The organism is uncultured Azohydromonas sp., assembly GCF_937926365.1.
GTDB lineage: Bacteria > Pseudomonadota > Gammaproteobacteria > Burkholderiales > Burkholderiaceae_C > Azohydromonas.
The window spans coordinates 19824-33379 of sequence record NZ_CALAOH010000175.1; the positions used below are offsets into that span (position 1 = coordinate 19824).

At 69.0% G+C, this 13556-nt stretch carries 14 protein-coding genes; 6 read left to right on the top strand and 8 right to left on the bottom strand.

The annotated features are described in order from the left end of the window. Positions 1-5: 5 nt before the first annotated feature. The 3 genes from mnmG to Q0741_RS18630 form a co-directional block, all read right to left on the bottom strand. Positions 6-1994, bottom strand: a complete 1989-nt coding sequence (gene mnmG / locus Q0741_RS18620; RefSeq protein WP_298234686.1) for a tRNA uridine-5-carboxymethylaminomethyl(34) synthesis enzyme MnmG — start codon at positions 1992-1994, stop codon at positions 6-8. Between the two features lie 54 nt (positions 1995-2048). Continuing rightward, a complete protein-coding gene (locus Q0741_RS18625) occupies positions 2049-2255 on the bottom strand; it encodes a DUF2061 domain-containing protein (RefSeq protein ID WP_298234687.1) in 207 nt (68 codons plus the stop codon). A gap of 181 nt (positions 2256-2436) precedes the next feature. Further along, positions 2437-3285 (bottom strand): hypothetical protein, encoded by an 849-nt coding sequence (locus Q0741_RS18630; RefSeq protein ID WP_298234688.1) that lies wholly within the window; start codon positions 3283-3285, stop codon positions 2437-2439. Between the two features lie 230 nt (positions 3286-3515). On the opposite strand from Q0741_RS18630, the gene Q0741_RS18635 reads away from it, so the two are divergent. Further along, the gene (locus Q0741_RS18635) at positions 3516-3770 is read left to right on the top strand and encodes a YkgJ family cysteine cluster protein (protein WP_298234689.1); all 255 of its coding nucleotides are present in this window, start codon (positions 3516-3518) and stop codon (positions 3768-3770) included. Between the two features lie 34 nt (positions 3771-3804). On the opposite strand, the gene Q0741_RS18640 is transcribed toward Q0741_RS18635, so the two are convergent. Beyond that, entirely contained in the window at positions 3805-4176 is a 372-nt protein-coding gene (locus tag Q0741_RS18640; protein WP_298234690.1) for a glutaredoxin, read from the bottom strand. A 73-nt stretch (positions 4177-4249) separates the two neighbouring features. Between Q0741_RS18640 and gstA the strand changes: the two genes are divergently transcribed. After that, complete coding sequence (gstA, locus tag Q0741_RS18645; RefSeq protein ID WP_298234691.1) at positions 4250-4858, top strand: glutathione transferase GstA; 609 nt, start codon at positions 4250-4252, stop codon at positions 4856-4858. Between the two features lie 45 nt (positions 4859-4903). Here gstA and Q0741_RS18650 read toward each other — a convergent pair whose 3' ends face one another. Genes Q0741_RS18650 through Q0741_RS18665 form a run of 4 tightly spaced genes read right to left on the bottom strand, consistent with a single transcriptional unit; the run spans position 4904 to position 10723 of the window. Continuing rightward, positions 4904-6511, bottom strand: coding sequence for an ABC transporter ATP-binding protein (locus tag Q0741_RS18650; RefSeq protein WP_298234692.1), 1608 nt, complete (start codon positions 6509-6511; stop codon positions 4904-4906). Positions 6512-6525: 14 nt separating this feature from the next. Further along, positions 6526-7698, bottom strand: coding sequence for an ABC transporter permease (locus Q0741_RS18655; protein WP_298234693.1), 1173 nt, complete (start codon positions 7696-7698; stop codon positions 6526-6528). 10 nt (positions 7699-7708) lie between these two features. Next, complete coding sequence (locus tag Q0741_RS18660) at positions 7709-8749, bottom strand: microcin C ABC transporter permease YejB (RefSeq protein ID WP_298234694.1); 1041 nt, start codon at positions 8747-8749, stop codon at positions 7709-7711. Further along, on the bottom strand, positions 8750-10723 hold the full coding sequence (locus Q0741_RS18665; RefSeq protein ID WP_298234695.1) for an extracellular solute-binding protein: 1974 nt from the start codon (positions 10721-10723) through the stop codon (positions 8750-8752). A gap of 213 nt (positions 10724-10936) precedes the next feature. Between Q0741_RS18665 and Q0741_RS18670 the strand changes: the two genes are divergently transcribed. The 4 genes from Q0741_RS18670 to Q0741_RS18685 all read left to right on the top strand — a co-directional run. Next, on the top strand, positions 10937-11701 hold the full coding sequence (locus Q0741_RS18670) for a TerC family protein (protein ID WP_298234696.1): 765 nt from the start codon (positions 10937-10939) through the stop codon (positions 11699-11701). Between the two features lie 81 nt (positions 11702-11782). Further along, positions 11783-12022: a hypothetical protein gene (locus Q0741_RS18675; RefSeq protein WP_298234697.1), complete on the top strand. Its 240-nt coding sequence runs from the start codon at positions 11783-11785 to the stop codon at positions 12020-12022. A 133-nt stretch (positions 12023-12155) separates the two neighbouring features. Beyond that, the gene (locus Q0741_RS18680; protein WP_298234698.1) at positions 12156-13046 is read left to right on the top strand and encodes a pirin family protein; all 891 of its coding nucleotides are present in this window, start codon (positions 12156-12158) and stop codon (positions 13044-13046) included. Between the two features lie 92 nt (positions 13047-13138). Then, positions 13139-13556, top strand: a 418-nt coding sequence (locus Q0741_RS18685) for a phosphatase PAP2 family protein (RefSeq protein WP_298234699.1), incomplete at its 3' end; no start/stop codon positions are given.

The following is a 13556-nucleotide window of genomic DNA, read 5'->3' on the forward strand; positions in this document are numbered from 1 at the left end:
GCAGATCAGGCGGCAACATCGTCACCCGCCCCAGCCGTGCTCACGGCCTTGAAATCCGTCCAGCTGCCCTTGCGCAAGTGGACCAGCAGCAAAGAGATCGCGGCCGGCGTGATGCCGGAAATGCGCGAAGCCTGCCCCAGCGTGGCCGGCCGGTGCTTGGCCAGCTTCTGGCGTACCTCGAAAGACAGCGCCGTGATCTCGGAATAGTCCAGATCCTCCGGCAACGGCAGCTTCTCGTACTGCGCCGCGCGCTGCACTTCCTCCTGCTGCTTGTCGATGTAGCCGGCGTACTTGACCCCGATTTCCACCTGTTCGATGACCGCATCGGCCAGTTCCACACCCAGCTCGGTGCGCAGCGTTTCACGTGAAACAGGGGCGTCTTCACTCGCCCGCGCCTGCTTCACCAGCGTGTCGGCCGCCGTGATCTTGTCCCAGTCCACGCCGGGACGGCGCAGCAGGTCGATCAACGGGTACTCGCGCTCGATGGCCTTGCCCAGCAGCGGCTCGGCCTGCTCAGCCGCCAGCCAGCGCGGATGCACCCAGGTCTGGCGCAGCCGCTGTGTTTCACGTGAAACAGCATCGCGCTTGCGGTTGAAGGCATCCCAGCGTGCATCGTCCACCAAGCCCAGCCGGCGCCCTTCCTCGGTCAGGCGCAGATCGGCGTTGTCCTCGCGGAGTTGCAACCGGAACTCGGCTCGGCTGGTGAACATGCGGTAGGGCTCGCTTACGCCGCGGGTGATGAGATCGTCCACCAGCACACCCAGATAGGCCTGGTCCCGCCCCGGCAACCAGGGCTCCTTGCCCTGCGCCTGCAGCGCGGCGTTGAGGCCAGCGAACAAGCCCTGGGCTGCCGCTTCCTCGTAGCCCGTGGTGCCGTTGATCTGCCCGGCGAAGAACAGGCCCTTGATGACGCGCGTCTCGAAGCTGGCCGACAGCTCGCGCGGATCGAAGTAGTCGTACTCGATGGCGTAGCCCGGGCGCAGGATGTGCGCGTTCTCCAGTCCCGGCATGGAGCGGACTGCTGCCAGCTGGATGTCGAAGGGCAGCGAGGTGGAAATGCCGTTGGGATAGAACTCGTTCGTCGTCAACCCTTCCGGCTCCAGGAAGATCTGGTGAGAGTCCTTGTCCGCGAAGCGGTTGATCTTGTCCTCGATGCTGGGGCAGTAGCGCGGCCCCACGCCCTCGATGACGCCGGTGAACATCGGGCTGCGGTCGAAGCCGCTGCGGATGATGTCGTGCGTCAGTTGGTTGGTGTGCGTGATCCAGCACGGCACTTGGCGCGGGTGCTGCGAGGCATGGCCCATGAAGCTGAACACCGGCACCGGGTCCAGGTCACCGGGCTGCTCGGTGAGCTTGGAGAAGTCGATGCTTCGCCCGTCGATGCGCGGCGGCGTGCCGGTCTTGAGGCGGCCCTGCGGCAGCTTGAGCTCCTTGAGCCGTGCCGACAGGCTCACTGCCGGCGGATCACCGGCGCGCCCGGCGCTGTAGTTCTGCAGTCCGACGTGGATCTTGCCGTCCAGGAAGGTGCCCGCCGTGAGCACCACCGTCCGAGCGCGGAAGCGCAGACCGATCTGTGTTACGGCGCCCACCACGCGGTCGCCTTCGACCATCAGGTCGTCCACCGCCTGCTGGAACAGCCACAGGTTGGGCTGGTTCTCCAAGCGACGGCGGATGGCGGCCTTGTAGAGGATGCGGTCCGCCTGGGCACGCGTGGCCCGTACCGCTGGTCCCTTGCTGGCATTGAGAATGCGGAACTGGATGCCCGCTTCGTCGGTAGCGGCAGCCATAGCGCCACCGAGGGCGTCCACCTCCTTGACCAGATGGCCCTTGCCGATCCCGCCGATGGACGGGTTGCAGCTCATCTGGCCGAGCGTTTCGATGTTGTGGGTCAGCAGCAGCGTCCGGCAGCCCATGCGGGCTGCGGCCAGCGCCGCCTCGGTGCCGGCATGACCACCGCCGACCACGATGACCTCGAATTCCTGGGGATGCAGCACGGCGCGCGCACCGCCGCTGGCGCGGCGGCGTCCTGAAGTGGCAAACCCACGATTTTAAGGTTGTGGGACTGCCTCCCCGGATGCGGGGGCATGGGCAAAGTGCCGCTCCCAGGCCCGATCGAAGAAGTAGTGCGCCACCATGTTCACCGCCGGCTCCACCAGTGTCACCGCGCCAGCCACCGTCACGCTGCCCGAGAGCGCGTAGCTGACGCCAAAGGCCGTGCACACGTGCATCACACCGAAAGCTGCTGTCTTGGCCATTTGAAACTCCTCACCAAATGAGAATGATTCTTGACAGCAATGATGCTGTTCCCAGCCCGTGCGGGCCAATGGATTGCGTTTATGGCGGCGATGGCTTGCTCTTGAGTGCCTCCCGCCTCTGTCTGCCCGCCGCTCGGCGCGGCCTCGTGGACCCAGTGTGGGGCCTCGTGGATGAAGCGGCTCAGGCCGACGCCGGCCGCTGCGTCGTCGCGCGGCGGCGCTGCCAACGCCGCGACAGCACCACCATGGCGGCGGTGAACGCCAGCAGCGTGGCGCTGCCCACAGCGGCACGACGGCGCACGGCCTTCTGCTCGGCCTGCACGCCGCGCAGCGCGGCGGACTCGTCCACGGCGGCCAGGGCCAGCAGCGGCGTACTGCCGGCACGCTGCCAGCCCAGGATGCGGCGTCCCTCCTCCGGCGGCCAAGCTTGGCTCAGCACCTCGCCGGCACGCGGCGCACGTTCGAATAGCGGCGTCACCGGAAACGGCAGTGGCTCCACCAGCCCGTCGCTGCGCGCCACGGCCACGCCATCGGGACGCACCAGCAGCAGCAGGTCACCGCGCGAGGGCTGCAGCCGCCGCAGCAGCCCGGTGAGGTAAGCGGGCGAGAGCGTGAGCAGCACCTGACCCTGGCCCGGCAGCGGCCGCACGAAGCTCACGGCCCCGGCCCCGGCCACGGGCTGGCGTGCCGGCGCGCCGATGGACAGGCCATTGCCCGGCGTCGGCAGGCCGTCGATCACCACCCGTGCCACGCTGCCGTCCAGCGACTGCAGTTGCCCCTTGCCGTCGAGCACGCCGAGTTGCAGCACCGCGCCGGGCGGATAAGGCAGCGGCGGCAGCGGCTGACGTTCGCTCCACTGCCCTCCCACCGTGGAGAGCACGAAGTCCGCCGATTGCACCAGCGTCTCGGCCTGCAGGGCCAGCGTGTCGGCCAGGTGCGCGGCACGTGCCGCCACGTTGGCCAGCGCGCGCTCGCGCGCCTGCTCCTGCGAATGGAGCAACTGGGTCCAGTAGCCGGCGCACGCCAGCACGGCGGCAGCGGGTAAGGACCAGGGAAGCAGGCGGCGGGCTCGCATCGGAACGAAGGGCGGCGGTGGCCGCTGCGCGAGAGCAGCGGCAGGAAGGCGGAATGGCGACCAGGGCCGCAGTAGGAATTCAACGATGCTGCCAGCGCAGCATTGTCCGAAGCTGACAAGCCGCCCCGGCGCAGGGCCAAGCCTGACGCCGGACAATGCCGGGTTTTCCCAAACTCCGGTTTTCCATGGACTGCCGCCCCGGCTGCGGTGCCTGCTGCATCGCGCCCTCGATCTCCAGCCCTATTCCCGGCATGCCGCAAGGTAAGCCGGCCGGCGTGCGCTGCGTGCAGCTCTTGCCGGACCTGCGCTGCGCGATCTTCAACGACCCGCGCCGCCCGGCCGTGTGCGGCTCGCTGCAGCCCTCGCCCGGGCTGTGCGCCGATTCGGCCGAGCAGGCGCTGCGCGGCTTGCTGTGGCTGGAGCAGCAGACGGCGCCTTGAACCAGGCCGCGCGCCCTGAACGCGGTGCGGCGCTTCAGCCGGTCTGCAGCAGCCGCTGCAGCTCGCCGCCCGCGATGAGCTTCTCCAGCTCCTGCGCCCCGCCCACGAGCTGCCCGCGCACGAACACCATTGGGAAGGTGGGCCAGCCCGTCCACATCTTGAGCGCGTTGCGCCGCCGCCACTGGCTGAAGTAGCTGCCGTAATCGAGGTCGAAGTGCGCGATGCCCGCGCGGTCCAGCGCCCGGCGCGCGCGCTTGGGGAAGGGGTTTTGCGCCATGCCGACCACCACCACCGGGTGCGCCGCCACCGCGCGCTGCACCTCTTCCACGATGTCGGCATGCAGCGCGGCCACGCGCTGGCGGATGGCGGGGTGCAGACGCTCTTCTGCAAGGACGGGACGCGGCATTGAAGATGCTCTACAAGGGAAGAAAGCCAAGACAGCGACTATCGTATGTGCCCCTTGCATTGAAGGAGACTCGATGAAGCTTTACTACAGCCCTGGCGCCTGTTCGCTCAGTCCGCACATCGTGCTGCACGAGGCCGGCCTGCCCTGCGACCTGGTGCTGGCCAGCACCAAGACGCACAAGCTGCCGGACGGGACCGACTACTACACCCTCAACCCCAAGGGCTCCGTGCCGCTGCTGGAACTCGACAACGGCGAGCGCCTCACCGAAGGCCCGGCCATCGTGCAATACCTGGCCGACCAGGTGCCGGACCGCAAGCTCGCGCCGGCCTTCGGCACCATGGCGCGCTACCGGCTGATCGAGTGGCTCAACTTCATCACCAGCGAACTGCACAAGGGCTTCGGCGCCTTCTTCATGCCCGGCATGCCCGATGAGGCCAAGGCGCTGTACCGCAACCGCCTGCGCCAGCGCCTGCAGTACGTGGACGAACAACTGGCCGGCAAGTCTTACCTGATGGGTGACGACTTCACGGTGGCCGACGCCTACCTGTTCACCGTTACCAACTGGACCGTTCCCACGCAGGTGGACATCTCCGACCTCGCCAACCTGCAGGCTTTCCGCGAGCGCATGCTGGCGCGGCCCAGCGTGCAGGCGGCGATGAAGCACGAGGGATTGATCAAGTAAGTCCTGCAGCGGCGGCGCGCGAAGCTGGGCAGCCTTTTCCAGCCGTCACGCCAGCCGCGCCGCCGCCAGCAGCTCCTGCGTGTAAGGCTGCCGCGGCGCGCTGAACAGCTGCTCGGCCTCGCCCTCCTCCACCATTTCGCCCTGGCGCATCACGATCACGCGATGCGACATGGCTCGCACCACGGCCAGGTCGTGGCTGATGAAGACGTAGCTCAGCCCGTAGCGCCGCTGAAGTTGCGCCAGCAACGACAACACCTGCTGCTGCACCGACACGTCCAGCGCCGAGGTCGGTTCGTCGAGCACCAGCAGCTCCGGCTCCAGCACCACCGCGCGCGCGATGGCGATGCGCTGGCGCTGCCCGCCGCTGAACTCGTGCGGGTAGCGCTGCAGCACGTCGGCCACGCCATGGCGCGCGCTCAACCCCACCTCGTCCAGCATCTTCAGCACGCGCGCCTCGCGCTCGGCGCGGCCGAGCTGCGGCTGGTGCAGCTCCAATCCCTCGCCCACGATCTGGCCCACGGTCATGCGCGGGCTCAAGCTGCCGAAAGGGTCCTGGAACACCACCTGCATGCGCCGGCGCATGGCGCGGAGCTGATCGCGGCCCGCGTCGTCGATGCGCTGCTCCCCCAGCCGCACCTGCCCGCCGGCAATGGGCTGCAGCGCCAGCAGCGCCATGCCCAGCGTGGTCTTGCCCGAGCCGGACTCGCCCACGATGCCCAGCGTCTCGCCGCGCTTGAGCTGCAGCGTGGCCCGCTTCACCGCCTCGAAGGGCGGCAGCCGTCGGAACCAGCTGCCCTTGCGCGCGAAATGCACCCGCACGTCCTGCCCCTGCAGCAGCACCGGCGCGTCCGGCGGCACGGGCTGCACCACGCGCTGCGGCCGGCTGCCCAGCAGTTTCCTCGTGTACGGATGCTGCGGATCACCGAACACCGCCGCCGTGTCGCCGCTTTCCACCAGCCGCCCGCGCTCCATCACGCCCACGCGGTGCGTGAAGCGGCGCACCAGGTTCAGGTCGTGCGTGATGAACAGCAGCGCCATGCCCATCTCGGCCTGCAGCTCGTCGAGCAGCGCCAGGATCTGCGCCTGGATGGTCACGTCCAGCGCCGTCGTGGGCTCGTCGGCGATCAGCAGCTTGGGCTTGCAGGCCAGCGCCATGGCGATCATGGCGCGCTGGCGCTGTCCGCCCGAGAGCTCGTGCGGGTAGGCGTCCACCCGCCGCTGCGGCTCCGGAATGCCGGTTCGCGCCAGCAGCTCGATCGCCCTGGCCCGCGCCGCGTTGGGCCGCAGCGCCTCGTGCAGCTCCAGCACCTCGGCGATCTGGTTGCCCACGCTGTAGAGCGGGTTCAGCGCCGTCATTGGCTCCTGGAAGATCATGCCGATCTCGCGCCCGCGCAGGCCGCGCATGCGCCGCTCGCCGGCCTGCACCAGGTCCTCGCCGCCGAAGCGGATCGCGCCGCTGGTCCGGGCCCCGTCCACCAGCCGCAGCACCGACAGCGCGGTGATCGACTTGCCGCTGCCCGACTCCCCCACCAGCGCGAACTTCTCGCGGGGGCGAACCTGGAAGCTGACGTCGTTGACGACCGCGTGGTTGCCGAAACGCACCGTCAGGTGCTCGACCTCCAGCAGCGCGGCGCCGGATGCTTGCCTGCTCATCGGGTTGGTGTCGCTCATGACTTGCGGGTGTCGAAGGCGTCGCGCAGCGCGTCACCGATGAAGGTCAGCAGCAGCATCGTGATCACGAGCAGAGTGAAAGTCGGGACGATGATCCACCAGGCGTCGAGGTTGGCCTTGCCCTGGTTGAGCAACTCGCCCAGCGAGGGCACCGTCGGCGGCACGCCCAGGCCCAGGAAGTCCAGCGAGGTCAGCGACAGGATCGCCGCGCTCATGCGGAAGGGTAAAAACGTGATCACCGGCGTGAGCGAGTTCGGCAGCACGTGGCGGAAGATGATCTGGCGGTTCGACAGCCCCAGCGCCCGCGCCGCCTTCACGAAGTCCAGCGAGCGGTTGCGCAGGAACTCCGCGCGCACGTAGTCCGACAGCCCCATCCAGCCCCACAGCGACAGCAGGACCAGCAGCAGCAAGAGGGACGGCTCGAAGATGGACGCGAAGATGATCAACAGGTACAGCTCCGGCACCGCGCCCCAGACCTCGATGATGCGCTGCAGCGTCAGGTCCAGCTTGCCGCCGAAGTAGCCCTGCAGCGCGCCGGCCAGGATGCCCAGCACCGTGCCCACCGCCGTGAGCGCCAGCGCGAACCAGATGCTCACCCTGAAGCCGTAGAGCAGCCGTGCCAGCATGTCGCGGCCCTGGCTGTCGGTGCCCAGCACGTTGCGCTCGCTCGGCGGCGCCGGGTCGGGCTCCTTGGAGAAATAGTCGGTGGACGTGGCCGAGTGCGGATTGGGCGCGCTCAGCCGCCAGTTGCCGGGCTTGTCGAACTGCGCGGTGATGAAGGGGTCCTTCCAGTCCGTGGCCGTGGCGAAGTCGCCGCCCAGCGCCGTCTCCGGCGGGTTGCTCAGCACCGGAAAGAACCATTGCCCCTCGTAGCGCGCCACCAGCGGCCGGTCGTTGCTCACGACCTCGGCCAGGGTGGAGAACAGCAGCATCGCCAGGAACACCCACAGCGACACCACACCCAGGCGGTTGCGCTTGAAACGGGCCCAGGCGCGCTGGTTGGGCGAGCGGTGTTCGCCCGCGCCTGCGCCCACTGCGGCGGCGGCCTCGGCCGTGGCGCCGGCCGGCGGCTGCGCCATCAGGTCCACGGGACGGTCGCTGCCCTGGGCGGCGGCGGGGGTGGCGGCGCTGCGGTCGGAGACACCGGGCACGATCGGTTGAGAACTCATGCGCTGCGCCTCACTTGCCCACGCTGCCGAACTGCACGCGCGGATCGACCACCACGTACAGCAGGTCCGAGATCAGCTTCACCACCAGGCCGATCAGGGTGAAGAGGTAGAGCGAGCCCAGCACCACCGGATAGTCGCGCCGGATCACGGACTCGTAGGCCAGCAGCCCCAGCCCGTCGAGCGAGAACAGCGTCTCGATCAGCACCGAGCCGGCGAAGAAGGCGCCGATGAAGGCCGCCGGGAAGCCCGTCACCAGCGGGATCAGCGCGTTGCGGAAGATGTGCTTGTAGAGCACGCGCCGCTGCGACAGTCCCTTGGCGCGCGCCACCAGCACGTACTGCTTGCGCATCTCCTCGACGAAGGTGTTCTTGGTCAGCATGGTCATGACGGCGAAGCTGCCGATCACCAGGCAGATCAGCGGCAGCGTCAGGTGCCAGAAGTAGTCGGCGATGCGCGCCGGCCAGCTCAGCGTGTCCCAGTCGTCGGAAGTCAGCCCGCGCAGCGGGAACCATTCGAAGAAGGTGCCGCCGGCAAACAACACGATCAGCAGCACGCCCAGCACGAAGCCGGGGATGGCGTAGCCCACCAGCACCGCCAGCGTGGTCAGCGCGTCGAAGCGCGTGCCCTCGCGCACCGCCTTGGCCACGCCCAGCGGGATCGAGACCAGGTAGGAGATGAAGAAGGTCCACACCCCCAGCGAGATCGACACCGGCAGCTTCTCCTTGATGAGCGTCCACACGTCCTTGTTCTGCAGGAAGCTCTTGCCCAGGTCGAAACGCGCGAACTGGCCCAGCATCTCGAAGTAGCGCACGTGCGCGGGCTTGTCGAAGCCGTAGAGCTTCTTGAGCTCCTCGATCTGCCGGGCGTCGCTGTCGCGCCCGGCCTTGTAGACGTCGCCCTCGCCGCCGCCGCGCTGGTTGGCACGCGCCTCGGCCAGCAGTTGCTCCACCGGCCCGCCGGGCACGAACTGGATCACGATGAAGGTGATGGTCAGCGCCCCCAGCAGCGTGGGGATCATCAGCAGCAGCCGCTTGAAGATGTAGCCGAGCATTCAGGCCTCTCCCTTTTTCCACCAGCACATGATCGGCCAGGCGCTGTGGTCGCCCGAGGTGTCGATGCCGAAGTACAGCGGCGTCTTGTCCGGGATGCCGAAGCGGTTCCAGTACGAGGCGCGCTCGGCGGAGACGTACACGTCGGGCACCTGCCAGTGGTTCCACATCACCACGCGGTCCATGGCGCGGCAGCAGTCGCGCAGCTCGGCCAGCGTGCGCGCCTTGCCCATGACGGCCAGGATGTGGTCGATGGCCGCGCTCTTGATGCCGCGGAAGTTGTCGTTGCCCTTCTCGTCCGCGGCCTGCGAGCCGTAGCTGGTGATGTAGCCCGCGGCGTTGGGCAGCGAGAACTTGCCTTCGACGATGGTGATGATGTCGAAGTCGTAGTTCTCCAGCCGGTTGCGGTAGAGCGCGAAATCGACGTTGCGCTCCTTGAGCGTGATGCCCAGCTTCTCGCAGTTCTTCTGCCAGTCGGTGATGCGCCCGCCGGTCTCGCCGGGGTTGAGGTACTCCAGCTCCAGCGCCCGGCCCTGCGCATTGCGCAGCCGGCCATCGCCGTCGAGCTTCCAGCCCGCCTCTTCGAGCAGGCTGCGCGCCTTGAGCAGGTTGCGCCGCAGCTCCGCCGCGCCGCCGGCGGTGCTGGGCGGCCGGTACGCGGGGCCGAACACCTCCGGCGGCAGCTCCTTGCGGTAGGGCTCCAGCAGTTTCAATTCGCCCGGCCCGGGCAGGCCCTCGGCCGCGAACTCCGAGTTGTTGAACACGCTGTAGGCGCGCTTGAGCAGGCCGAAGCGGTTGATGCGCTCGAAGTCGTAGGCCAGCGCGATGGCCTCGCGCACGCGCCGGTCCCGCAGCAGCTCGCGCCGGGTGTTGAAGTGGTGGCTCTGCAGGCCCTGGCCGGTGGCGGTCTCGAAGCTCTTCTTGACGATGCGCCCGCCCTCCCACTTCGGCCCCTTGTGCTGGCGCACCCAGGAGCGCGAGCTGTACTCCTTGTAGATGTCGTACTCGCCGGTCTTGAAGGCCTCGAAGGCCACCGCGGCGTCCTTGTACATGCGGTAGACCACGCGGTCGAAGTTGAACCAGCCGCGGCGCGCGGGATGGTCCTTGGCCCAGTAGTCCGGGTTGCGCTGGAATTCGATGCGCCGTCCCATGTCCACCGCGGCGATGGTGTAGGGGCCGGTGGTGATCGGGTACTCCGTAACGATCTGGTCGAAAGGCTTGGGCTTGCCGTCCGCGCCCAGCCCCCACTTGCGCGAGAACACCGGCAGGCCGCCGATCAGGAACAGCGTGTCGGTGCTCTTGTCCTTGACGCCGAAGCGCACCGTGCGCTCGTCGAGCACCGTCACCGGCCCGGCCGGCGCGTAAGCCTGCACCAGCGCTGGCGAGGCCTGCTTGCTGGTGACCATGTCGAAGCTGTGCTTCACGTCGGCCGCCGTCACCGGGTCGCCATTCCAGAAGCGCGCCTTGGGATGCAGCCTGAACGTGATCGAGGACTTGTCCGGCGCAACCTGAAAACGCTCGGCCAGCAGCCCGTACATGGTCTGCGGCTCGTCGTCCGAGGCGGTGCACAGCCCTTCGAACATGAACAGCCCCACCCCCGCCGGCGCGTTGCCGCGCACGGTGAAGGGGTTGAACTTGTCGAAGCTGGTGCGCCGGTCCGGGTTGCGCAGCCGCAGCACGCCGCCCTTGGGCGCGTCCGGGTTGACGTACTCGAAATGCGTGTAGCCCTCGGGGTACTTGGGCTCGCCGAAGGTGGCCAGCGCGTGCACCCAGCGCCCGCCCTCGGCGGCGGGAGCGGCGTCCGCCGGGGCGGCGGGTGTGGTTGCAGGGCCGTTGGGCGCGGCGGGCGCCGCCTGGGCGCGGGACTGGGCGATCGCCGCCAGTGCCGGCCAGGCCGGCCACAGGCCGGTGGAAAGCAGCAGCGCCGCGGCGCGGCGCCGGTCACGCCGCGGTGCCGCGGCAGGCTTGTTTGGCATCTTTGTCAACGGGCGGACCCGCAGGTCCGGGGTTGGAGGAGGCGCGCCGATCATGCGCGAAATGGCGCCGCGGCGGCAACGCGGCCCCGCGGAACCCCGGCACCGGCGTGCCGGCGCGCATCACCACGAGACGCACGCCCCCAGCCGGCCGGAAACGCCTGGCCCGCGCCGTGCTCTCACCACCGTGTCCGCTCCCACCAGAAGGATTGCCCCATGGAACTGCTCACCGACCCGCAAGCCTGGATTGCCTTCTTCACGCTCACCGCGCTGGAGCTGGTGCTGGGCATCGACAACATCATCTTCATCTCGATCCTGGTCGATAAGCTGCCGCGCGAGCGGCGCGAGTTCGCCCGGCGCCTGGGCTTGTTCCTGGCGATGTTCATGCGCGTGGGATTGCTGCTGGTGCTGGCGTGGATCGTGGGGCTGGTGGAGCCGCTGTTCACGGTGCTGAACCAGGAGATCTCGGGCCGCGACCTGATCCTCATCCTGGGCGGGCTGTTCCTGGTCTGGAAGAGCACCGGCGAGATCCACCAGGCGCTCGAAGGCGAGGAGGGTCACGAATCCAAGGCCGTGGCCACGAGCTTCGGCGCGGTGATCCTGCAGATCATGGTCATCGACCTGGTGTTCTCGCTGGACTCGATCATTACCGCCGTGGGCATGGTGGAGGAGGTGGCGGTGATGATCGCCGCCGTCGTCGCCTCGGTGGGGATGATGATGCTGTTCGCCGGCCCCATCGGCCGCTTCGTCTCCGACCACCCGACCATCAAGATGCTGGCGCTGTCCTTCCTGGTGGCCGTGGGCGTGGTGCTGCTGGCCGAAGGCTTCGGCCATCACGTGCCCAAGGGCTACATCTACTTCGCGATGGCCTTCTCGCTGGTGGTGGAGATGCTCAACCTGCGCATGCGCAAGCGCGCCGAGCAGCCCGCGCGGCTGCGCTCGCCCTACGCGCCGGACGACGCCAACCCGCCGCTGCGCTGAACGAACGTCCTGGACGCGGCCCGGCGCGCGGCGCACCATCGCGCCGCGGCTCCCGCGCCGCGACCGCCAAGGAGGTTTGCGATGAAGAAGGTCCTGCTCACCCTGGCACTGGCCGGCGCCACCGGCCTGGCCCTGGCGCACAACTGCCCCAACGAGATGAAGGCCATCGACGCCAAGCTCGCCACCAACCCCAGCCTCGCCAGCGCCGACATGGACAAGGTGAAGCAACTGCGCGCCGAAGGCGAGGCCGCGCACAAGGCCGGCAAGCACGACGAGTCGATGCAGAAGCTGGGCGAGGCCAAGAAGCTCCTCGGCATCTGAACGCCGCTGCCTGACGCATCAAGGGCCGCCTCCGGGCGGCCCTTTTGCTTGGGCTGCGCCTTTCCGCTCCATGCAACCCGGCGTGCAAGTGCGCGCAATGCGGCCGTCTCGGGCGGCACCTAAATTGATTCGCATGGACACCACCACCACCCCCTCTTCCACGCCCACTCCCGATACGGTCCGGCACCCGCGCCAGGTCGAGCGCCTGGTGGCGGGCACGCCCACCAGCGACGGTGCAGGGGTAAAGCTCACGCGCGTGCTGACGCAAGCGCTGCAGCGCCGGCTGGACCCGTTCCTGATGCTCGACGCCTTCGGCACCGACAACCCCGACGACTACATCGCCGGCTTCCCCGACCACCCGCACCGCGGCTTCGAGACCGTGACCTACATGATTGCCGGGCGCCTGCGCCACCGCGACAGCGCCGGCCACGAGGGCCTGCTGCAGAACGGCGGCGTGCAGTGGATGACGGCTGGCCGCGGCCTGGTGCACAGCGAGCTGCCCGAGCAGGAGGAAGGCCGCATGGAAGGCTTTCAGCTCTGGCTGAACCTGCCGGCGGACCGCAAGCTGTGCGACCCGGGCTACTGGGACATCGCCTCGGCGCAGATTCCCGAGCTCCGGACGGCCGAGGGCGTGCGCGTGCGCGTCATCGCCGGCAGCAGCCACGGCGTGGCCGGCGCCATGCAGCGCGAGCGCACCGAGCCGCTGTACCTGGACCTGCACCTGCCGCCCGGCGCCGCCTTCGAACAGGCGCTGCCGGCCACGCACAACGCCTTCGCCTACGTCTACCGTGGCGCGCTGCGCATCGGCGAGACAGAGGTGCCGCTGCAGCGCATGGCGATCCTGCGCAACGAGGCCGGCAGCGACGGCGTGCGGCTGCAGGCCGGCGCCGAGGGCGCGCGGGCGCTGCTGATCGCCGGCCGGCCGCTGAACGAGCCCATCGCGCAGTACGGCCCCTTCGTCATGAACTCCAACGAGCAGATCTTCCAGGCCGTGGAGGATTTCCGCGCCGGACGCTTCGCGTAAGGCGAAGGCTCCCAGCCCCCGGACACCACGCCGGGGGCCTCCCTTAAGCTCGGCAGCCATTGAGTTACCGACCGCGCACGCGCGCGGCTGCCATGGCTTTCGACTTCTGGAACCTGCTCACGCGCCTGGGCGAGGCGCAGATCCTGCTGCCCGCGATGTTCGCCACCTGCCTCTGGCTGGGGCTGCGCTCCCACAAGCCGCGCGCGGCGCTGGTGTGGGGCGGCTGCACTGCGGTGGCGGCGCTGCTGACCACCATCACCAAGGTGGCCTTCTTCGGCTGGGAGATCGGCTACGCGCCGCTGAACTTCACCGGCATCTCCGGCCACGCGATGTTCTCCACGGCGGTGCTGCCGGTGCTGTTGCGGGTGCTGGTGTCCGACCGCGGCCCGCGCCGCCAGGCCGCCGCGGTGGCCGCGGGCGTGCTGCTGGCGGCGCTGATCGCCTGGTCGCGCGTGCTGGTGCTGGCGCACTCGCCGGCGGAGGCGCTGCTGGGCTTCGCGCTGGGGCTGG

Bases quoted from the DNA above. Each gene is read 5' to 3' on its own strand.
- Q0741_RS18625 (WP_298234687.1), bottom strand. From the start codon at position 2,255: ATGGCCAAGACAGCAGCTTTCGGTGTGATGCACGTGTGCACGGCCTTT.
- Q0741_RS18635 (WP_298234689.1), top strand. From the start codon at position 3,516: ATGGACTGCCGCCCCGGCTGCGGTGCCTGCTGCATCGCGCCCTCGATC.
- Q0741_RS18640 (WP_298234690.1), bottom strand. From the start codon at position 4,176: ATGCCGCGTCCCGTCCTTGCAGAAGAGCGTCTGCACCCCGCCATCCGC.
- gstA (WP_298234691.1), top strand. From the start codon at position 4,250: ATGAAGCTTTACTACAGCCCTGGCGCCTGTTCGCTCAGTCCGCACATC.
- Q0741_RS18650 (WP_298234692.1), bottom strand. From the start codon at position 6,511: ATGAGCAGGCAAGCATCCGGCGCCGCGCTGCTGGAGGTCGAGCACCTG.
- Q0741_RS18655 (WP_298234693.1), bottom strand. From the start codon at position 7,698: ATGAGTTCTCAACCGATCGTGCCCGGTGTCTCCGACCGCAGCGCCGCC.
- Q0741_RS18660 (WP_298234694.1), bottom strand. From the start codon at position 8,749: ATGCTCGGCTACATCTTCAAGCGGCTGCTGCTGATGATCCCCACGCTG.
- Q0741_RS18665 (WP_298234695.1), bottom strand. From the start codon at position 10,723: ATGCCAAACAAGCCTGCCGCGGCACCGCGGCGTGACCGGCGCCGCGCC.
- Q0741_RS18670 (WP_298234696.1), top strand. From the start codon at position 10,937: ATGGAACTGCTCACCGACCCGCAAGCCTGGATTGCCTTCTTCACGCTC.
- Q0741_RS18675 (WP_298234697.1), top strand. From the start codon at position 11,783: ATGAAGAAGGTCCTGCTCACCCTGGCACTGGCCGGCGCCACCGGCCTG.
- Q0741_RS18680 (WP_298234698.1), top strand. From the start codon at position 12,156: ATGGACACCACCACCACCCCCTCTTCCACGCCCACTCCCGATACGGTC.